Annotated in this window: 19 protein-coding genes; 3 read left to right on the forward strand and 16 right to left on the reverse strand. The window is 68.4% G+C overall.

Going from position 1 to position 20,150, the window contains the following annotated elements:
* Together E1261_RS29225 and gltB are read right to left on the reverse strand one after the other, a co-directional pair.
* The coding region (locus E1261_RS29225; protein ID WP_132412146.1) for a glutamate synthase subunit beta at window positions 1–1,423 on the reverse strand (1,423 nt) is incomplete at its 3' end.
* Window positions 1,423–5,943: a glutamate synthase large subunit gene (gene gltB, locus E1261_RS29230; RefSeq protein WP_132412148.1), complete on the reverse strand. Its 4,521-nt coding sequence runs from the start codon at window positions 5,941–5,943 to the stop codon at window positions 1,423–1,425. The genes E1261_RS29225 and gltB, both read right to left, overlap by 1 nt.
* Window positions 5,944–6,358: 415 nt before the next feature.
* On the opposite strand from gltB, the gene E1261_RS29235 reads away from it, so the two are divergent.
* Window positions 6,359–6,940: a phosphotransferase gene (locus E1261_RS29235; protein ID WP_420814035.1), complete on the forward strand. Its 582-nt coding sequence runs from the start codon at window positions 6,359–6,361 to the stop codon at window positions 6,938–6,940.
* Between the two features lie 447 nt (window positions 6,941–7,387).
* Here E1261_RS29235 and E1261_RS29240 read toward each other — a convergent pair whose 3' ends face one another.
* The 13 genes from E1261_RS29240 to hisI form a co-directional block, all read right to left on the reverse strand.
* A complete protein-coding gene (locus E1261_RS29240) occupies window positions 7,388–8,173 on the reverse strand; it encodes a serine/threonine-protein kinase (protein WP_132412152.1) in 786 nt (261 codons plus the stop codon).
* Window positions 8,174–8,298: 125 nt separating this feature from the next.
* A complete protein-coding gene (locus E1261_RS29245) occupies window positions 8,299–9,024 on the reverse strand; it encodes a VIT1/CCC1 transporter family protein (protein ID WP_238176499.1) in 726 nt (241 codons plus the stop codon).
* On the reverse strand, window positions 9,017–10,150 hold the full coding sequence (gene lgt / locus E1261_RS29250; protein WP_132412154.1) for a prolipoprotein diacylglyceryl transferase: 1,134 nt from the start codon (window positions 10,148–10,150) through the stop codon (window positions 9,017–9,019). Before lgt ends, E1261_RS29245 begins: the two co-directional genes overlap by 8 nt.
* A 76-nt stretch (window positions 10,151–10,226) precedes the next feature.
* The gene (locus E1261_RS29255) at window positions 10,227–10,928 is read right to left on the reverse strand and encodes a DsbA family protein (protein ID WP_238176500.1); all 702 of its coding nucleotides are present in this window, start codon (window positions 10,926–10,928) and stop codon (window positions 10,227–10,229) included.
* Window positions 10,925–11,404: a DoxX family protein gene (locus E1261_RS29260; RefSeq protein ID WP_132412156.1), complete on the reverse strand. Its 480-nt coding sequence runs from the start codon at window positions 11,402–11,404 to the stop codon at window positions 10,925–10,927. Before E1261_RS29260 ends, E1261_RS29255 begins: the two co-directional genes overlap by 4 nt.
* A complete protein-coding gene (locus E1261_RS29265; RefSeq protein WP_132412158.1) occupies window positions 11,401–12,054 on the reverse strand; it encodes an SCO family protein in 654 nt (217 codons plus the stop codon). The genes E1261_RS29260 and E1261_RS29265 overlap by 4 nt, the downstream gene beginning before the upstream one ends.
* Before the next feature lie 7 nt (window positions 12,055–12,061).
* Window positions 12,062–12,889: a tryptophan synthase subunit alpha gene (gene trpA, locus E1261_RS29270; protein WP_132412160.1), complete on the reverse strand. Its 828-nt coding sequence runs from the start codon at window positions 12,887–12,889 to the stop codon at window positions 12,062–12,064.
* Complete coding sequence (trpB, locus tag E1261_RS29275; protein ID WP_132412162.1) at window positions 12,882–14,093, reverse strand: tryptophan synthase subunit beta; 1,212 nt, start codon at window positions 14,091–14,093, stop codon at window positions 12,882–12,884. The genes trpA and trpB overlap by 8 nt, the downstream gene beginning before the upstream one ends.
* Window positions 14,094–14,168: 75 nt before the next feature.
* Window positions 14,169–14,975, reverse strand: coding sequence for an indole-3-glycerol phosphate synthase TrpC (gene trpC / locus E1261_RS29280; protein ID WP_132412164.1), 807 nt, complete (start codon window positions 14,973–14,975; stop codon window positions 14,169–14,171).
* Window positions 14,976–14,989: 14 nt separating this feature from the next.
* The gene (locus E1261_RS29285) at window positions 14,990–15,253 is read right to left on the reverse strand and encodes an HGxxPAAW family protein (RefSeq protein WP_132412166.1); all 264 of its coding nucleotides are present in this window, start codon (window positions 15,251–15,253) and stop codon (window positions 14,990–14,992) included.
* Between the two features lie 56 nt (window positions 15,254–15,309).
* Complete coding sequence (locus tag E1261_RS29290) at window positions 15,310–15,864, reverse strand: Trp biosynthesis-associated membrane protein (protein ID WP_132412168.1); 555 nt, start codon at window positions 15,862–15,864, stop codon at window positions 15,310–15,312.
* Between the two features lie 3 nt (window positions 15,865–15,867).
* Window positions 15,868–17,358 carry an anthranilate synthase component I gene (locus E1261_RS29295; protein WP_132412170.1) on the reverse strand — a complete coding sequence of 497 codons (1,491 nt, stop codon included), beginning with the start codon at window positions 17,356–17,358 and terminating at the stop codon, window positions 15,868–15,870.
* Complete coding sequence (gene hisI / locus E1261_RS29300; RefSeq protein ID WP_132412172.1) at window positions 17,355–17,684, reverse strand: phosphoribosyl-AMP cyclohydrolase; 330 nt, start codon at window positions 17,682–17,684, stop codon at window positions 17,355–17,357. The genes E1261_RS29295 and hisI overlap by 4 nt, the downstream gene beginning before the upstream one ends.
* Before the next feature lie 320 nt (window positions 17,685–18,004).
* Here hisI and E1261_RS45465 point away from each other — a divergent pair, with 320 nt between their 5' ends.
* Together E1261_RS45465 and E1261_RS29305 are read left to right on the forward strand one after the other, a co-directional pair.
* Entirely contained in the window at window positions 18,005–18,163 is a 159-nt protein-coding gene (locus E1261_RS45465) for a hypothetical protein (RefSeq protein WP_165952696.1), read from the forward strand.
* Window positions 18,164–18,175: 12 nt separating this feature from the next.
* Window positions 18,176–19,258 carry a dipeptidase gene (locus E1261_RS29305; protein ID WP_132412174.1) on the forward strand — a complete coding sequence of 361 codons (1,083 nt, stop codon included), beginning with the start codon at window positions 18,176–18,178 and terminating at the stop codon, window positions 19,256–19,258.
* On the opposite strand, the gene E1261_RS29310 is transcribed toward E1261_RS29305, so the two are convergent.
* The coding region (locus tag E1261_RS29310) for a GNAT family N-acetyltransferase (protein ID WP_338033956.1) at window positions 19,255–20,150 on the reverse strand (896 nt) is incomplete at its 5' end. The two genes, E1261_RS29305 and E1261_RS29310, sit on opposite strands and share 4 nt — an antisense overlap.

A 20,150-nucleotide genomic window follows, 5' to 3' on the forward strand; every position in this document is an offset into this window, starting at 1 on the left:
GGGTGGAGGAGCCGGTGAGGTGGGTGTCTACGCCGTTGGCGCAGGAGCGGCCTTCGGCGATGGCCCAGACGATCAGGGACTGGCCACGGCCGGCGTCGCCGCAGGCGAAGACGCCTTCGACGGAGGTGTGGTAGTTCTTGTCCCGCTTGACGTTGCCGCGTTCGTCGAGTTCGACGCCGAGCTGTTCGAGGAAGCCTTCGCGCTCCGGTCCGAGGAAGCCCATCGCGAGCAGCACGAGCTGCGCCGGGATGGTCCGCTCGGAGCCTTCGACGGGGTTGAACTTGCCACCCTCGAACTTCACCTCGACCAGGTTCAGCCCCGAGACGTTGCCGTCGGCATCGGATTCGAAGTTCACCGTGGAGACGGCGTACACGCGGTCGCCGCCCTCCTCGTGCGCCGAGGCGACCCGGTAGATCATCGGGTACGTCGGCCACGGCTGACCGGCCGGCCGATCGTCGCCGGGTCGGGGCATGATCTCGAGCTGGGTGACCGAACGGGCGCCCTGCCGGTGGGCGGTGCCGAGGCAGTCCGCCCCGGTGTCACCGCCACCGATGATGACCACGTCCTTGCCGGTGGCAACGATCTGGTCCTCGATCGTCTGGCCGAGAGCGACCCGGTTGGCCTGCGGCAGGTACTCCATCGCCTGGTGGATCCCGCCGAACTCGCGACCGGGCACCGGCAGATCCCGGGCCGCGGTGGCGCCGGTCGCGATCACGACGGCGTCGTACCGCTGCTTGAGCTGGGTACCGGTGACGTCCACGCCGACGTTGACGCCTGAGCGGAAGACGGTCCCCTCCTCCTTCATCTGCTGGATCCGGCGGTCGACCTGTTCCTTCTCCATCTTGAACTCGGGGATGCCGAACCGGAGCAGACCGCCCGGCGCCTCGGCACGCTCGTAGACGGCGACCGTGTGCCCGGCGCGGGTCAGCTGCTGCGCGACCGACAGCCCGGCCGGGCCGGAGCCGACGACCGCGATCGTCTTGCCGGTCAGCCATTCCGGCGGCTGCGGGTTGACATGGCCGGTCTCCCAGGCCTTGTCGATGATCGCGACCTCGACGTTCTTGATCGTGACCGGGTCCTGGTTGATGCCAAGCACGCAGGAGGTCTCGCACGGCGCCGGGCAGAGCCGCCCGGTGAACTCGGGGAAGTTGTTGGTGGCGTGCAGCCGCTCGATCGCCGAGGACCAGTCGTCGCGCCAGACCAGGTCGTTCCACTCCGGGATCAGGTTGCCCAGCGGGCAGCCGCTGTGGCAGAACGGGATCCCACAGTCCATGCAGCGGCCGGCCTGCTTGGTGATGATCGGCAGCAGGGCCTTGCCGGGTCCACCGGGGTAGACCTCTTTCCAGTCCTGCACCCGCTCCTCGACCGGCCGCCGCTCGGCGACCTCACGACCAGTGGTGAGAAAACCCTTGGGGTCAGCCATCAGATGGCCTCCATCATCGCTCGCGTGGTGGCGTCCTCGTCCAGCCCATCGCGCTCGGCAGCCGCCTTGGCTGCCAACACCCGGGCGTAGTCGCGGGGCATCACCGTGGTGAACCTGTCGGCCGAGGCGGTCCAGTCGCTGAGCAGCTTGGCTGCCCGCTCCGAACCGGTCTCCTCGTGATGACGCCGAACCAGGTCCTGCAACAGGTCGGACTCGTCCGAGGTGAGCGGGAGCAGGTCCACCAGCTCCGGGTTCACCAGGGCGCGGTCCAGGTCGAGCACGTGGGCCACGCCGCCCGACATGCCCGCTGCGAAGTTCCGGCCGGTGGCGCCCAGTACGACGACGCGCCCACCGGTCATGTACTCGCAGGCGTGGTCGCCGACTGCTTCGACGACCGCGGTGGCTCCGGAGTTCCGGACACAGAACCGTTGCCCGGCGCCACCACTGATGAACAGTTCACCGGACGTCGCGCCGTACGCGATGACGTTGCCGGCGATGATCTGGTCGGCCGCGTCGAACCGGGCATGCCGGTCCGGGCGGATGACGACCCGGCCACCGGACAGGCCCTTGCCGACGTAGTCGTTGGCGTCGCCTTCGAGGCGCAGCGTGACACCGCGCGGGACGAAGGCGGCGAACGAGTTGCCGGCCGATCCGGTGAAGGTGAGATCGATGGTGCCGTCGGGCAGTCCGGCGGCCCGGTACTTCTTGGTGATCTCGTGACCGAGCATCGTGCCGACGGTCCGGTTGACGTTGCGGATCGCGAGCTGGGCCCGGACCGGTTCGCCGTTCTCGATTGCCGGCCGGCAGATCCGGATCAGCTCGTTGTCGAGGGCCTTGTCGAGGCCGTGGTCCTGCTCGATCACCTGGTGCCGCGAAGCGCCCTCGGGCAGCGACGGCACGTGCAGGATCGGCGTCAGGTCGAGACCGTCGGCCTTCCAGTGGTCGACCGCGCGCTTGATGTCCAGCACCTCGGCGTGGCCGATCGCCTCGTCCAGGGTCCGGAAACCGAGCTCTGCAAGGTACTCGCGGACCTCTTCGGCGATGAACTCGAAGAAGTTCACCACGAACTCCGGCTTCCCGGAGAAGCGCTCCCGCAGTACCGGGTTCTGGGTGGCGACGCCGACCGGACAGGTGTCGAGGTGGCAGACGCGCATCATGATGCAGCCCGACACCACCAGCGGAGCGCTGGCGAACCCGTACTCCTCCGCGCCGAGCAGGGCCGCGATCACCACGTCCCGGCCTGTCTTCAGCTGACCATCGGTCTGTACGACGATCCGGTCGCGCAACCCGTTGAGCAGCAGGGTCTGCTGGGTCTCGGCCAGACCGAGCTCCCACGGACCGCCGGCGTGCTTGAGCGAGGTCAGCGGTGCCGCGCCGGTGCCACCGTCGTGCCCGGAGATCAGTACGACGTCCGCGTGTGCCTTGGAGACGCCGGCCGCGATCGTGCCGACCCCGACCTCGGAGACCAGCTTCACGTGGATGCGGGCCTTGGGGTTGGCGTTCTTCAGGTCGTGGATCAGCTGGGCGAGATCCTCGATCGAGTAGATGTCGTGGTGCGGGGGCGGCGAGATCAGGCCGACGCCGGGCGTCGAGTGCCGGGTGCTCGCGACCCACGGGTAGACCTTGTTCCCGGGGAGCTGACCACCCTCACCGGGCTTGGCGCCCTGCGCCATCTTGATCTGGATGTCGTCGGAGTTCGTCAGGTACTCCGACGTGACGCCGAACCGTCCGGACGCGACCTGCTTGATCGAGCTGCGCCGGGCAGGATCGTGCAGACGCTCGGAGTCCTCGCCGCCTTCGCCGGTGTTCGACTTGGCGCCGAGCTGGTTCATCGCGATCGCGAGCGTGGTGTGCGCCTCGGCGCTGATCGAGCCGTAGCTCATCGCGCCGGTGGAGAACCGCTTGACGATCTCGCTGACCGGCTCGACCTCGTCGATCGGGATCGGCTCGCGGTTCTTGAACGAGAACAGACCGCGCAGCGTCATCAGCCGCTCGGACTGCTCGTCGACACCGGCCGTGTACTGCTTGAAGATGTCGTACCGCCCGCTCCGGGTGCTGTGCTGCAGCCGGAACACGGTCTCGGGGTCGAACAGGTGCGGCTCGCCTTCCCGCCGCCACTGGTACTCGCCGCCGATCTCGAGCTGGCGGTGCGCGGTCAGGATGCCGTCGGCCGGGTACGCCTTCAGGTGCCGCTGGCGGACCTCCTCGGCGATCGTGTCCAGGCCGATCCCGCCGAGCTTGGACGACGTACCGGTGAAGTACTTGTCGACCAGCTCCGGGGACAGGCCGTTGGCCTCGAAGATCTGGGCACCCGTGTACGACGCGACCGTCGACACGCCCATCTTCGACATCACCTTGAGCACGCCCTTGCCGAGCGACTTCACCACGTTGCGGACGGCCTGCTCGGGCTCGATCCCCGGCAGGTAGGTGCCGCGGCGGCAGAGGTCCTCGACCGACTCCAGTGCGAGGTACGGGTTGATGGCAGCCGCGCCGTACCCCATCAGGAGTGCGACGTGGTGGACCTCGCGGACGTCACCGGCCTCGACGACCAGGCCGACCTGAGTGCGGGTCTTCTCGCGAACCAGGTGGTGGTGCACGGCCGCGGTCAGCAACAGCGACGGGATCGGCGCGCTGTCGGCGTTCGAGTGCCGGTCGGACAGTACGACGATGCGCGCGCCCTCACGAATTGCGGCGTCGGCCTCGGCGCAGATCTCGTCGAGCCGTGCCTTGAGTGCTTCTCCCCCACCCTCCACGTCGTACACGCCGCGCAGGACCGTGGTGGCCAGGCCGGGCATGTCGCCGTCGAGGTTGATGTGGCGGAGCTTCGCGAGCTCGTCGTTGGTGATCACCGGGAACGGGATCACCACCTGGCGGCAGGACGCCGGGCCCGGGTTCAGCAGGTTCGACTCCGGGCCGACGCTCGACGACAGCGAGGTCACGAGCTCCTCGCGGATCGCGTCCAGCGGCGGGTTGGTGACCTGGGCGAACAACTGCGCGAAGTAGTCGAACAGCGACCGGGACCGGTCGCTGAGCATCGCCATCGGCGTGTCCGTGCCCATCGAGCCGATCGGCTCGGTGCCGGCCTTGGCCATCGGGGTGAGGATGACGCGCAGCTCTTCCTCGGTGTACCCGAAGACCTGCTGGCGGCGCGTGACCGACGCGTGGCTGTGCACGACGTGCTCACGCTCGTGCAGGTCATCGAACCGGATCAGGCCGGCGTGCAGCCATTCGTCGTACGGCGCCTCGTTGGCGAGCGAGTTCTTCACCTCGGCGTCGGTGATGATGCGGTGTGCCTTGACGTCGACGAGGAAGATCCGGCCCGGCTCGAGCCGGCCCTTCTCGGTCACCGTCGCCGGGTCGATGTCCAGGACGCCGGCCTCGGAAGCCAGTACGACGAGGCCGTCCTCGGTCACCCAGTAGCGCGAGGGGCGCAGGCCGTTGCGGTCGAGCACCGCACCGACCTTGGTGCCGTCGGAGAAGACGACCGAGGCCGGTCCGTCCCAGGGCTCCATCACGGTCGAGTGGAACTCGTAGAACGCGCGCTGCTTCGGATCCATCGTGGCGGCGTTCTCCCACGCCTCCGGGATCATCATCAGCATCGCGTGCGGCAGCGAGCGACCACCGAGGTGCAGCAACTCCAGCACCTCGTCGAACGAGGCCGAGTCCGAAGCACCCGGCGTACAGATCGGGTACAGCTGCTCGAGGTCGCCAGGGATCACTTCGCTGGCGAGCAGGGCCTCGCGGGCGCGCATCCAGTTCCGGTTGCCTTGGACGGTGTTGATCTCACCGTTGTGGGCGATGTACCGGTACGGGTGGGCCAGCGGCCAGGACGGGAACGTGTTGGTGGAGAACCGGCTGTGCACGACACCGATCGCCGAGGCGAGGTCGGGGTCGGTCAGCTCGGGGAAGAACTTGTCCAGCTGGTCGGTGGTCAGCATCCCCTTGTAGGTGATGGTCCGGCCGGACAGCGACGGGAAGTAGGTCTCGGTCTCCTTCTCGGCCCGCTTCCGCAGCCGGAACGCCATCCGCTCCAGCGCGAGCCCCAGGACGCGGCCCGCGCTCGCAGCCACGAACAGCTGCTTGAACGTCGGCATCACCGAACGCGCCGTGCTACCCAGCAGCTCCGGCGTGGTCGGCACATCACGCCAGCCCAGAACGGTCAGGCTCTCCTCGGCCGCCAGCTCCTCGATCCGCGCGATCGCCTTCGAGGCGTCGTCGGCGTCGGCCGGCAGGAACGCGATACCGGTCGCGTAACCACGCGCCACGGGCAGCTCGAAGTCGCACACCTTGCGGTAGTACGCGTCCGGGACCTGGATCAGGATGCCGGCGCCGTCGCCGGAATCCGGCTCCGCACCGGAGGCACCACGGTGCTCGAGGTTACGCAGGGCGGTCAAAGCCTTCGCCACGATGTCGTGGCTGGGTTCTCCGGTCAAGGTTGCAACGAAGGCAACACCACACGCATCGTGCTCATGGCGTCCGTCGTACAGACCCTCAGCTGGAAAGGGGGCGCGACCATACATTCAGGGGCTCCCGTCGTCCTACGGTCAACAACTGGCCGCGGGACAACATTGGCCCAAGCCGGGTGTCCCGAGACTACCTCATGACGCCCGACAGGTGGACAGACATTCCACCGCCCGAACGCCGTTCACACTCAACAGTCACGCCTTGTAAGCAAGCGCTCACTACTTCCTCTACCCATGGTGACACCATCGGGTTAAATCTGGGGAGTGAGACCACTCGAGTCCGGCACGGGACAATCCAACGGCGGCGTCTGGATCACCCCCGACGGCCTGGTCGCCAAGCGCCTCATCCCCGGAGTCACCGCACCCCGGCACCACGCGTACTGGGAGCGCCAGGCTTTCGTCGCCGAGTCGGGAATCGTCGCCGGGACTGCGGTCGCCAAGGTACGTCGCCGTACGGCGGGATGCGGACGGGATCACGGTGCTGTCGGAGTACGTGGAGCCGGTGGAGGTCGACGCGGCGCGGATGGCGGAAGCGCTCGGTCGATTCGGGCGGGTGGAGATTGCCGAGCCGCCGTGGGGTGCACGCGATGTGCTGCGGGATCGGCTGGCGACCGTCGAGGCACGGGGTGGCTGGGACGTGCTGTGGGAGCACGTCTCGGCATCGCTCCGGGAGGCCTTGCAGAGTTTGTGGGTACGGCGTTTCGCGGCGCTCGCGGAGCTGGACGCCCTGCCGCGCGTACCCACCCACGGGGACGCGCATCCGGGGAACCTCAGTGGGTGGGATGGGGAGAACGTTGTCGCGCTCGACTGGGAACAGTTCGGGCTCGGGCCGGCCGGGTTCGACCTTGGGTATCTGGTGGTCGCGGTGCCGGAACACGCGGGGAGCATGTTGGCGGTCGAGTCCGTCGTACGGCGGGGCGCGGTGCTGACGGCCGCTTTCACGGTCGCGTCGCGGGCCGCGTGGTCGCTCGGGCAGCCCTCCCCCGGTGATCATCTCGACCGGTTGCGGCAGCTCGCTTACTACATCGAGGAGGCTTCCAGCCAGGCGCTGTAGAACGCTTGCTAGGAGACTGCTGAATAGTTGGTACGTCCGGCGGCGCTGGGGAGCGCCACCCCCCAGAAACAACCGGTAGGACTCCCCAGCCTCCGCAGCGATCACCAAGGTCAGCCACCCGCAGCTCGCCGACCGCCCCAAAGCCTGTCAGCCCGAGGCCACGGTCACGCAGTCGCCGGGCTCCCCGCTACCTCAGCCACCGGATCGGCCTACCCCGGCCAGTTCGCGGGGGTGGGCAGACCTCGCGGTGGGCTTGAACAAGTCATTCCCTGTCTCCGCCCACCAGTTCCTGTCCACACCCCCAGGAACTGGCCCGGCCCAGAGCGCGAGCCGCAGATCCACGGAGTCGTACTGCCAAATACAGGCAGCCATCTTCCGTGAACCCACCAGCAGACGCGCCGCCCGTACCTCTGGTGATCATCTCGAGCGGTTGCGGCAGCTCGCTTACTACATCGAGGAGGCTTCCAGCCAGGCGCTGTAGAACGCTTGGTAGCTGTCGAAGCGGGTGGTGGTGGCTTCCTGGAGTACGGCGTACTGGGCGTCGGTGCCGCGGAAGGCGGGCCGGTCGAGGGTGCCGTCGGCGAGGAAGACCAGCGCGGTCCGGGCCATCACGAACGCGGTCGTGCGATCGTCGATCTCGGCGCCGAGCTCGAACTGTTCGGGCGCCATGAAGCGGGTGGAACCGAACATCCGGCCCATATCGTTGCTGTAGGCACCTGGTCGGTAGTCGTCGAGGTCCATCACGGTGAGCTGCTGGGTGTCGAAGTCGTAGAGCAGCGAGCCGTCGTAGAAGTCACCTTCGACCCAGCCGGACGAAGTCAGCACGTCGTGCAGGTCGTACAGCTGATTGAGGGCCTCGCTGATCTCGTCGGCCGACAGGGCACGGAAGCGCTCAAGGTGGGTGCCGAGGTGGTCGCCGTCACGCCAGTCGAAGATGAGGGCCGGACCCCAGGGGGTCTCGATCAGTCCGTGGTAGGCCGGGAGCAGATCATGCTCGATCTCGGCAGCCAGCCGGCCGGCGCGGCGGACGGCTTCCTGGCGGACGGGTGCCGGGGAGAACGGTTTCGGATCGTCCGGGTCGCCGGCGGTTTTGACGAAGTACCGGTGGTTGTCGATCGTGACGCCGTACGAGATGTTGCCGGAGTCCTGGGTGGTGGCACCGAACTCGGCGAAGATCTCGCCGTTCGTCTGCAGGTACGCGGCCGGCGGCTCGTCGATCTTCGCGGGAAACACCCGCTGACGGTATCCCTAGGCGGACCTGTGCCACTCACCAACCTGCTTACTGGGCGCGTCGGGAAGTGTCGCTGAGCGTGGGATGGACGAACTGCCGGGAGTTGGTCAGTGGGGGCGGTCCGCTCTCAGCCGAGACCAGGCCCCACGAGGGTTCCGACGAAGTAGGTCAGGGCTGCGGCGAGGCCGCCGAGGATGAGTTGGCGGAGGCCGGAGTACCACCAGGAGCGGCTGGTGACGCGGGAGACAACGGCGCCAGCGGCGAACAGGGCGGTGAGGCTCACGATGAGGGCTGGTACGACGTTGGTCGCGCCGAGGAGGTATGGGAGGAGCGGGATGAACGCTCCGATCGCGAAGCAGACGAACGAGGAACCAGCGGCGAGGAGCGGGTTCGGGAGATCGTGGGGGTCGATGCCGAGTTCTTCGCGGACGTGTTCGTCGAGTGCTTGGTCGGGGTCGGTGTGGAACTGTTTCGCGACCTTGTCGGCCAGATCGGGGTCGAGACCTTTGGCCCGGTAGGTGTCGGCGAGTTCGATCTCTTCGTCGATGGGGTGCTGGGCGATCTCCTGGCGCTCGACTTCGATTTCGGCGCGGGCGAGTTCGCGCTGGGAGGCGACCGAGGTGTACTCGCCGGCCGCCATCGAGAACGCTCCTGCCGCTAGGCCGGCCAGGCCTGCGAGGACGATGAACTTGGAGCCGGACTGGGTGCCACCGTCCATGCCGGCGATCAGGGCGAAGTTGGAGACGAGGCCGTCCATGGCGCCGAAGACAGCTGGGCGGAGCCAGCCGCCGTTCACATCACGGTGGTTGTGGTCACCGTGATGCTCGGCTGAGACTTGTCGTCCGTCAGTCACGCGGCCCGTCTTTTGGTACGGCGGGGGTCGTGGTGTCCGTGGCGGAGTCTGCTCCGCTGGGCGCCGCTGCCTCGCTCGGCGACTCTTCTGGCGCGGCTGAGGCGGGCTCGTCGGCGGTCACCCGACCAGCATCCGCGGGCTGCGGCTCGGTGGACTCTGCTCCGCTGGCCTGGGCGGTCGCCGTACCGGCGTCCGTGGGCTCGCCTTCCGCGGTGGACCCAGCCTCCGTGGAGGCGGCGGTCGCCGTACCGGCTTCGCCTTCGGCTGGTTGGCCGGCGGCGGGGCCGGTGGAGATGTCTTCTTCGCCGGGGCGGGTGCGGAAGCTGATGATGAGGGCGGCTACGGCCAGGACGAAGAGGATGATCGACGTCCACACGTTCAGGCGGAGACCCAGGAAGTGGTTGACCGTGTCGATGCGCATGTTTTCGATCCACGCGCGGCCGGCGCAGTAGGCAGCCACGTAGAGGAAGAACGCGCGGCCGTGGCCCAGGGTGACGCGGCGGCCGACGAGGATGACCAGAGCCATCACGCCGAGGTTCCAGACCGCTTCGTACAGGAACGTGGGGTGGAAGGTGGCGAACTCGGCGAAGCCGTCGGGGCGGTGGGCGGGGTCGATCTCCAGGCCCCAGGGCCGGGTGGTCGGCTTGCCGAAGAGTTCCTGGTTGAAGTAGTTGCCGAAGCGGCCGAAGATCTGGGCCAGGGCGATCCCGGGGGCGACGGCGTCCAGAAAGGCCAGGAAGGGGACCTTGGCGCGGCGGCAGGCCAGGTAGGCGCCGAGGCAGCCGAAGCCGACCGCGCCCCAGATGCCGAGGCCGCCGTGCCAGATCTTCAGCGCGTCGATCGGGTGCCGGCCTTCGCCGAAGTACAGCTCGGCGTCGGTGGCGACGTGGTAGATCCGCGCGCCGACCAGACCGAACGGGATCGCCCAGAACATCACGTCGGACAGCACCGTCGGCGAACCGCCGCGGGCGACCCACCGGCGGCGGGTCAGCCAGTAGCCAGCGAAGATCCCGGCCAGGATGCACAACGCGTAGGCACGGATCGGCAGGCCGAGGACATGCCAGACACCCTGGCTGGGACTGGGGATGAAGGCCGGCACAATCACGGCTGAGATCAGACTAGACATGGCATCCGGAACGCTACTCGACGGCGCAGCCCAGCGGCCAGGAACCCAGGGTCACGATTCGTGCGCGGTGCGCGGTTCAACTGGCTGCCTTCACGGCATCGTCGACCGCCTTCTGCATCCCCTCCGGGGTCAGCTCCTTGGTCTCCAGCTGCTTGCCGTTGACGAAGACCGTCGGCGTGCCGGTGACACCGCGGGCGTCCGCGGCCTTGCCGACCGAGTCGACCCAACTGCCGTAGGTGTTGCCCTGGATCGCCTGCTGGAACTTCGCGTCGCCGATCCCGAGCTGCTTGGCCAGCTCGATCAGCTGGTCGTTCGTCCACGACTTGCTGAAGTCGCCGTACATCTCGTCGGCGTACGTCAGGGCCTTGCCGTTGGCCGCCGCGGCCGCGAACGCGTTCGCCAGCCGGGGTGAGGCTTCCGGGTTCACGAAGGCCAGCGGCCAGTACGTGAGCGTCGCCGTACCGTCCGCGACGAGCTTGTCGACGGTTGCCCCGGTCATCTCCTCGAACTCCGCACAGTGCGGGCACCGGAAGTCCAGGTACAGGTCGATCTGCGCCTTCGCGCCGGCCTTGCCGACCGTGACACCCTTGCCCGCCTCGCCCGGCCCGGTGATGAGGGCCGGCTCGGCCCGCGGCTGGTCACCGGCGTCGACCTTCGAGTGACCCCGCAGGTACTGGAACGCGACACCGGCCATCAGGGCCAGCACCAGGACGATCACCACGACGACGCCGGGCGGGACCCGCTTCTTCTGCTCCAGCAGCGGATTGGTGTTGCTCACGGTGCGGTGTCTCCTGTCGTGGTGTTCGGATCGGATTCGAGGGCGAACTTGCTCGCCGGCCGGAAGCAGAGCCAGATCGCCAGCACCAGCAGACCGACGTCGCGGAGAATCTCCTCGAGGTACTTCGTCTGGCCGGGATCGACTCGTCCGCCGCCGCCGAAGCAGCCGCAGTCGATGGCCAGGCCGCGGGCCCAGGCAGAGGCCACAGCAGCGATGAACACGACCATGAAAACACCCGCGGCGGCCGCGGTGTGCCGGACACCGAAACCGAGGATCAACAGCAATCCGATCGCGATCTCCAGGAACGGCAAACCCCAGCCGACCGGATCGGCCAGCCCGGGCGGCAGGATCTCGTAGGCGCGGACGGCCTGCGCGGCGGTCTCCGGATCGGAGACCTTCAGCGCACCGGCGACCAGCATCACGCCACCGAGCACCAGCCGCGCCACCAGTGAAACCCAAGGCGCCCAAGGCTTCACTGGTTGGCCTCGACCAGCTTCCCGAAGTCGTGCGCCATGTCGCCGATCGCGGCGTTCGACATCCAGAGCACGGTGGCCTTGTCGTCCTTGCCGAAGCCGAGCACCTGCGCTCCGTGGCCGACCTCGTAGCCGCCCGACGGCAGCTTCTTCATCCCCTCGACCGCCACACCGACGATCTGCGCGACGTCCTTGATCGACGGCAGCGTGCCGGTCAGCCCGACGAAGGCCGGGTCGAAGCGATCCAGGTACTTACGCATCACCGGGCCGGTGTCCCGCGACGGGTCGGTGGTGATGAACAGCACCTGCACCTGCTTGCGGACCGAATCGTCGAGCTTGGTCAGCGCCGAGGCGACATCGGCCATCACCGTCGGGCACACGTCCGGGCAGTTCGTGTACCCGAAGAAGATCAGCGTGACCGGCTTCTTGGTCGAGGTGACCAGGTTGAACGGATTCCCGCCGGTGTCGGTCAGCGTGGCCGCGGGCAACTTGTACGGCTGGTCGAGCGTGGCACCCCGCATCCCGTTCGGGTCCTGGCTGGTGCGGATGATCGCACCGCCGGGGTTGTCGGGTTTCTGCTGGCTGCCGCAGCCCGCGAGGGCAAGCAGACCCACCGCGGCCAGCAGCAGCGCCGCGTTCCTGGTTCGACTCACAGCAGGCTCAACGTCCGGCCGCCGCTGACGGTTCCCGGCGAACACCCTCGGCCAGGCTCTCCGTGAGCGAACGCACACCAGCCGGACCCTCACCGTCGAGGAGCCGCTTCACGAACGCCGACCCGACGATGACCGCATCGGTGAACGCCCCGATGGCCGCCGCCTGCTCCGCGTTCGAGACGCCGATGCCGACGCCGACCGGCAACCCGGTCGCCGCCTTGGTCCGGGCCACCAACGGTGCGGCCAGATCCGAAGCAGTTTCCCGTACGCCGGTCACACCCATGACCGCGGTTGCGTAGACGAACCCGCGGCAGGCGGACGTGGTCAGCCGGATCCGCTCGTCGGTCGACGACGGCGAGACCAGGAACACCTTGTCCAGCTCGTTCTTGTCCGCGGCCGCGATCCACTCCGCGGCTTCCTCCGGGATCAGGTCAGGAGTGATCAGCCCCGCTCCCCCGACTCCGGCGAAATCCGTGGCCCAGCGATCGACGCCGTACCGCTCGATGGGGTTCCAGTAGGTCATCACGAGCACCGGTACGTCGGAGTACGCCGCGATCTCCTCGACTGTGCGGAGCAGGTCCTTGACCCGGAATCCACCGGCCAGCGCAGCCTCGGCGGCCCGCTGGATCGCGGGGCCGTCCATCACCGGATCGCTGTACGGCAGGCCGATCTCGAGGACATCGACACCACCGTCGACCAGCGCCTTGATCGCGTCCACACCGCCTTCGTACGACGGGTAGCCGGCCGGAAGGTAGCCGACCAGGCCAGCGCGGCCCTCGTCGTTCGCCTTCCGGATCGCGGTGCCGGCCTTGCCCAAGGCAACCATTTCACTCATGGCCGGTCTCCCCGTCGATCAGCCCGAACCACGAGCTCGCAGTGTCCATGTCCTTGTCGCCACGACCGGACAGGTTCACCAGAATGGTGGCGTCCGGGCCCAGCTCCTCGGCAATCTCCAGCGCACCGGCAACGGCGTGCGCCGACTCGATCGCCGGGATGATGCCCTCGGTCCGCGACAGCAGCCGGAAGGCCTCCATCGCGTCCGCATCGGTGACCGGCCGGTACGTCGCCCGCTTCGTCTCCGCGAGCCACGAGTGCTCCGGGCCGACACCGGGATAGTCCAGCCCGGCCGAGATCGAGTGCGACTCGATCGTCTGACCGTCCTCGTCCTGCAGGAGGAACGACCGCGCACCATGCAGTACGCCGACCTGTCCGGCCGTGATCGTGGCTGCGTGCCGACCGGTCTCGAACCCGTCACCACCGGGCTCGATGCCGTACAGCTTCACGTCGGCGTCCGGGATGAACGCGGCGAACAGGCCGATCGCGTTCGAGCCGCCACCGACCGATGCGACCGCGGCGTCGGGGAGCTTGCCGAGCAGTTCGAGCGACTGGGCGCGGGCCTCGTCACCGATCCCCCGGACGAAGTCGCGCACCATTGCGGGGAACGGGTGCGCGCCGGCCGCCGTACCGAGCAGGTAGTGGGTCTTGTCGACGCTGGCGACCCAGTCGCGCAGCGCCTCGTTGATCGCGTCCTTCAGTGTCCGGCTGCCGCTCGTCACCGGGATCACCTCGGCGCCGAGCAGCTTCATCCGGGCAACGTTCAAGGACTGCCGCTGGGTATCCACTTCGCCCATGTAGACCACGCACTCGAGGTCCAGGTAGGCGCAGGCGGTCGCGGTCGCGACGCCGTGCTGGCCGGCGCCGGTCTCGGCGATCACCCGCGGCTTGCCCATCCGCTTGGTCAGCAGTGCCTGGCCGAGCGCGTTGCGGACCTTGTGTGCACCGGTGTGGTTGAGGTCCTCGCGCTTGAGCAGGATGCGCGCCCCGGCCACCTCGGACAGCCGGGTCGCGTCGTACAGCAGACTCGGGACACCGGCCCACTCCCGCAGCATCCGGTCGAACTCGCCGGTGAACTCCGGGTCGGCCATGGCACTCCGCCAGGCCTGCGTGAGCTCGTCGAGCGGCGCGATCAGCGCCTCCGGCATGAACCTGCCGCCGAAACGGCCGAAGTGCCCGAGCTGGTCGGGCAGCACAGTACTCATCCGACAAACCTTCCAAACCCGGACCACGGCCCGGGGAGAGTTACTGCCCCAGGCCGTTTGGACCGGCAGGGGAGGTCAGTGCCGCTGCTGGATGGCGGGGTGCGATCCGGCGGCGACGAGGTCGGCGACCGAGGCACGGGGATCGCGGCCGGTCACCAGAGTTTCACCGACGAGGACGACATCGGCCCCGGCGCGCGCGAACTCGATTACATCATGCGGGCCCCGGACACCGGACTCCGCCACCCGGACCAGGTTCGACGGAATGGTCGGCGCGATCCGGGCGAACGTGGACCGGTCGACCTCGAGGGTCTTCAGGTTCCGGTTGTTCACGCCGATGAGCTGAGCGCCGGCGTCCACCGCACGCCGGGTCTCCTCCTCGTCGTGGACCTCGACCAGCGGGCACAGCCCGATCGAGTGCGCCCGCTCGATCAGCGAGACCAGCGCCTCCTGCTCGAGCGCCGCCACGATCAGCAGCGCCATGTCGGCACCGGCTGCCCGCGCCTCCCAGAGCTGGTACGAGGAGACGATGAAGTCCTTGCACAGCACCGGTACGTCGACCCGTCCGCGCACCGCGCGCAGGTCGTCCAGGCTGCCGTTGAACCGGCGCTGCTCGGTCAGCACCGAGATCGCCGCCGCACCACCCAGCTCGTACTCACCGGACAGCGCGGCCGGGTCGGTGATCTCGGCCAGCTCGCCCTTGGAGGGGCTGGACCGCTTCACCTCGGCGATCACCGCGATCCCGTCACCGCGGAACACCGGCATCGGGTCCTTGGCGTCGGGCTTGCGCTGGGCCTCCAGCTTGAGGTCGTCCAGGCCGACTAGAGCCTGGCGCTCCGCGAGGTCCTCGCGAACCCCGGCGAGAATGTCGTCAAGCACAGTCATGGTCTGTCCGCCCTTCAGTGGTCGTCGGCGGGGACGCCGAAGCCCAGCAGTTGCAGCACCTTGCCGGCCAGTGCACCCAGCACGACGATCCCGACCGAGATCCAGAACAGCAGCCAGTTCGGGCCGAGCACCATCGCGATGGCACCGACGGTGAACCCGACCAGGATGATCGCCACCGCGGTCCAGGCCGCGGTGCTGTTGCCGTGCGAATCGTGCTGTGTCACCGCATGGGCCTCGTTGCTCACCCGGGTCGCTTGATCGGCAGTCGTATTGTCCATGGTTGCCGCCACTCCTCGTCGTCGTCCTGTCCTATTGTGGCGGTTGCCCGCCGCGATCAGAGAGTCGGGTCCTCTCCCGCGTCGATCGCCTTCCATTGATCTGCTCCCTGATCCGACTGCTTGGTGGCGGCTGCTACCGCCGGTTCACGCTCATACCGATCGGTAGGGCGCTTCCAGCGGTGTGCCGTGCCGACTGCGACCGCACCGGCGAGCAGCAGCGCCACACCCCCGGCTAGAGCGAGCCACGGCGCCGGTCCGGTGCTCAGCGACACGGTGTCGGTGACCACCTGACTCAGCTCGGGACGCATCCGGCTGAGCTCGGTCACACCCGGCCGCACCTGCAGTCCCACTCCGATCGCCGCTGCCCCCAGCACGGCGATCAGCACGCCCAGGACACGGCGGAGCGCCGTACCGGCGAGTTTGGTGACCACGATGGCGATCAGCCCGGCCAGAGCCAGCGTCACAGGCGCTCTGGTGACGCTGTAACCGTTGAAGTCGACCACCGGCCGCCCGTTGCCCGGGTCGGCCGTGACCCACGTCAGATAGGCAGACAGCGCCAGCAGCGCCAATGCGCCGAGGGTGAGCAGGTCCGCTAGTCGTTGTGGGCGCATCTTCTAGACCTCGCTGAACGTTCCTGCGACGGCGATCGCGTTCAGGACCGCTGCTGCCTTGGTGCGGCACTCTGCGTCCTCGGATGCCGGGTCGGAGTCGGCGACGATGCCGGCTCCGGCCTGCACGTACGCCGTCGGGCCACGCAGTACGGCGGTCCGGATAGCGATCGCAGTGTCGGCGTCACCGGCGAAGTCGAGGTAGCCGACGATCCCGCCGTACACGCCGCGGCGGGTGACTTCGAGCTTGTCGATGATCTCCATCGCGCGCGGCTTCGGGGCGCCGGACAGGGTGCCGGCCGGAAAGGTCGCGGTGAGCGCGTCGAACGCGGTCTTGCCTGCGGCGAGCTGGCCGGTGACGGTCGACTCCAGGTGCATGACGTGGCTGTAGCGGCGCACGTCCATGAAGTCGATCACCTCGACCGTGCCGGGCACGCAGACCTTGCCGACGTCGTTGCGGCCGAGGTCGACCAGCATCAGGTGCTCGGCGCGCTCCTTGGCATCGGCGCGCAACTCCTCCTCGAGGGCGTGGTCCTCCTCCGGCGTCGCACCGCGACGGCGGGTGCCGGCGATCGGGTGCACGATCACCTTGTTGTCGGTGACCTTCACCAGCGCCTCCGGGCTGGAGCCGACGATGTCGAACCCGTCCAGGCGGACCAGATACATGTAGGGGCTCGGATTCGACCGGCGAAGCACCCGGTAGATGTCGAGCGCGGACGCGGACGTCTGCAGCTCGAAGCGCTGGGAGACGACGATCTGGAACGCCTCGCCGGCCCGGATCTCCTCCTTGGCCGTCTCGACGGCCTCCCGGTACTCAGCGCTCGACCGCTGCCGGTGCGGCTCCGGCTGCGCGTCGCGATCCGCGCGGACGACGTACGACGGCGTGGGTCGCGCGAGGTCGGCCTCCATCGCGTCCAGCCGACGGACGGCATCGGCGTACGCGTCGTCGACCCGCTCGTCGGTGTCGTCCCAGTTGATCGCATTCGCGATCAGCCAGATCTCACCGGTCTCGTGATCCAGCGCGGCCAGGTCGGTCGCGAAGAGGAACGTCAGCTCGGGCAGCCCGAGGTCGTCGGTCGTTGTATCCGGCAACTTCTCCAGCCGCCGGACGGCGTCGTACCCGAGGAAGCCGACCATGCCACCGGTCAGCGGCGGCAGATCCGGCAGCCGGGGCGTGTGCAGGATCTCGAGCGTCTCGCGCAGCGCCTTGAGCGGGTCACCGGTCTGCGGCAGGCCGACCGGCGGGTTCCCCGTCCACACCGCCTGCCCGTCCCGCTCGGTCAGCGTCGCGGCCGACCGGACCCCGATGAACGAATACCGCGACCAGACGCCGCCGTTCTCCGCGGACTCGAGCAGGAAGGTGCCCTCGCGCTCGGCGGCGAGCTTGCCGTACACACCGATCGGCGTCTCGGCGTCGGCGAGCAGCCGTCGCGTCACCGGGATCACCCGGCGGTCCTTGGCGTAGTCGCGGAAGGTTTCCAGGGTCGGGGTGTTCATGCGCTGACCTCGATCGTGCCGTGCTCGAAACAGCTGCGGGTCCCGGTGTGACAGGCCGGCCCTTCCTGGTCGACGAGGACCAGCAGGGTGTCGGCGTCACAGTCGACGAGAATCTCCTTGACGTGCTGACGATGACCGCTCGTCTCGCCCTTCACCCAGTACTCCTGGCGGCTCCGCGACCAGAACGTGCTCCGCCCAGTCGCCGCCGTCCGGCGCACCGCCTCGGCGTCCATCCAGCCCACCATCAGGACCTCACGCGTGTCGTGCTGCTGCACCACCGCCGGGATCAGCCCAGCCGCATCGAAGGTCAGCTCGTCGATACTCACTCACCTATTGTCACCGATGGCCCGGACAGTTCTGACCAGGAGGGTGCGGCATGGACCTGAAGGCTTACTACGCAAAGATGCGGCACCGCAGCGAAACCGCCCAGCGCGAGTTCGCGGAAAGCACCCACGAATGGCATTTCGCCCTCTCACCGGCTGCTGAGGCCTAGGCCGCCGGCCAGCCTTCAGCGCCCATCCGTGACCTGAACTTCTCTCGTCTGGTCGAGCGCGCCGATGCGGCCGGCGTCTTCCTCAAGCCGAAACCAGGCAAGATCCGCAGCGCATTCGCCAGTCGGGATCCCGAGACCGAAGTGGAGACCGGCGTGGGTTTCGGCTTCTGGCCGGACGACGCGGAAGCGTTGGTCGTGCATGGGAGCCGGGCGATCACATATGCCGAGTTGGCCGGGCTCTCGGTGCTGGAGGCGCTTGGCCGGGTGGTGGATACGTTCCAGGCCCCGACGCCGTCGTACCAGCAAGGCTGACAGGATGGCGGGATGACGAATGCGCACCCGGTCATCGACGGGCACAACGACTTGCCGATCGCGTTCTACGAGTTGTGTGCCTACGACCTGGATGCGCATGACCTGAGTGGGTCCGTGCCGCAGTTGCACACCGATCTGCCGCGGCTGCGGGCTGGCGGTGTGGGGGCGCAGTTCTGGTCGTTGTGGGTGCCGCAGGACGAGCATGCGGTACGGCGGACGTTCGAGCAGCTCGACTTCGTGCATCAGCTCGTGGCGCGGTACCCGGAGGCGCTGCAGCTGGCGGTGACCGCGGATGACGTGGAGGCCGCGATCAAGGGCGGTCGGGTTGCGTCGCTGATGGGGATGGAGGGCGGGTACTCGATCGGTGAGTCGCTCGGCATCCTGCGGACGATGCGCACGCTGGGTGTGCGCTACATGACGCTCACGCACAACAACAACGTGTCCTGGGCGGACTCCGCGACCGATGAGCCAGTGCTCGGCGGGCTGAACGACTTCGGTGAGCGGGTCGTCCGGGAGATGAACCGGATCGGCATGCTGGTCGACCTGTCCCACGTGTCGGCCGACACGATGCGGCACGCGCTCCGGGTGACCAGTGCGCCGGTGATCTTCAGTCACTCGTCAGCGCGGGCGGTCTGCGACGTACCGCGGAACGCACCGGACGACGTACTGGAGACGCTGTCCGGTAACGACGGTGTCTGCATGGTCACCTTCGTGCCGTACTTCGTTTCTCAGGAGTACGTCGACTGGGTGGCCGGCGCGGACGAGATCGCCAAGGCGAGCGGCCTGAGCCCGCAGCGCCCCGCGGATCAGCAGCAGGTCGCCGAACTTTACGGCAAGCCGAAGCCGCAAGCCTCGCTGGCCGATGTGGTCAAGCACCTCGAGCACGTCCGTGAGGTGGCCGGGATCGATCACGTCGGTATCGGCGGCGACTACGACGGGGTTCCCGAAACCCCCGTCGACCTGCCGGACGTCTCGTCGTACCCGAAGTTGTTCGCGGCCCTGGCCGAACGCAACTGGAGCGACCAGGACCTCGCAAAGCTTGCCGGGGGCAACATTCTCCGCGTACTGCGTGCTGCCGACGACGTCGCGGTCTAGGCGTCCCGGCGCAGATCGCGCAGGTCAGGCTGCCGGACGAATCCGGCGGCCTCGTAGGTGGCAACCGCGCCGACGTTGAACGCAGGCGTGCAGGTGTAGGCACTCGACGCGCCCATCTCCTGCAGGTGCTGCGCTGCCGCGACGGTGATCGCTTCGCCGTAGCCCCGGCCGCGGTGCATCCGGTGCACACCCATCGGCTCGAGATACCCCGGCTTGCCTTCGCCGGCCGACCACACCGTCACGGCTGCCACCGACTCGCCCAGCTGGTTGCGTCCGACGAGACACCGCGCATCGGCGTACGGGATCCCGTCCGCCATCGTGAACCAGCGCTCATTGGTGAACGTCGACCCCTCGAACGACTCCCGCTGCACAGTGACGCGCTCATGCGCCTCCTCCGCACCGATCACATCCACCCGCAGCTCCGGCGCCCCGACCGGCTCACTCAGATCCCGCCGCAACGGCACCCATGGCTCATCCAGCTGCCACCCGGCCTCCGCCAGCAGATCCCTCACCAACGCCCCAGCCGGCGCCTCCAGATACACCTTCCCCGCAACCAGTACGCCGCACTCCGGCTCAGCCACATCCGCAGCCACCCGCTCAGCCAGCTCGACGTCCTGCAGCACCGCCGGGTCAAACGCGATCCGAACCAGATCCGCCTCATCCAGCAACCCCACCGCCACAATCACGCCGTCCCGCGACCAGGTCCTCATCGCCGCCGCCGTCTGCTCAGCCCCGAACCGCCAGTACCACCCAACATCCCCCGGATGCAGCTGATGCGGACTCCCCTCGCACTGCCACTCCCGCAGCACCCCCACCACGTCCCGCAACCCACCAACCGTCGCCGTACCCAACTCCAGTCCCATCCCCCGATCCCACACCATCCCCCGCACAC

It is taken from the genome of Kribbella albertanoniae (assembly GCF_004348455.1).
Classification (GTDB): domain Bacteria; phylum Actinomycetota; class Actinomycetes; order Propionibacteriales; family Kribbellaceae; genus Kribbella; species Kribbella albertanoniae.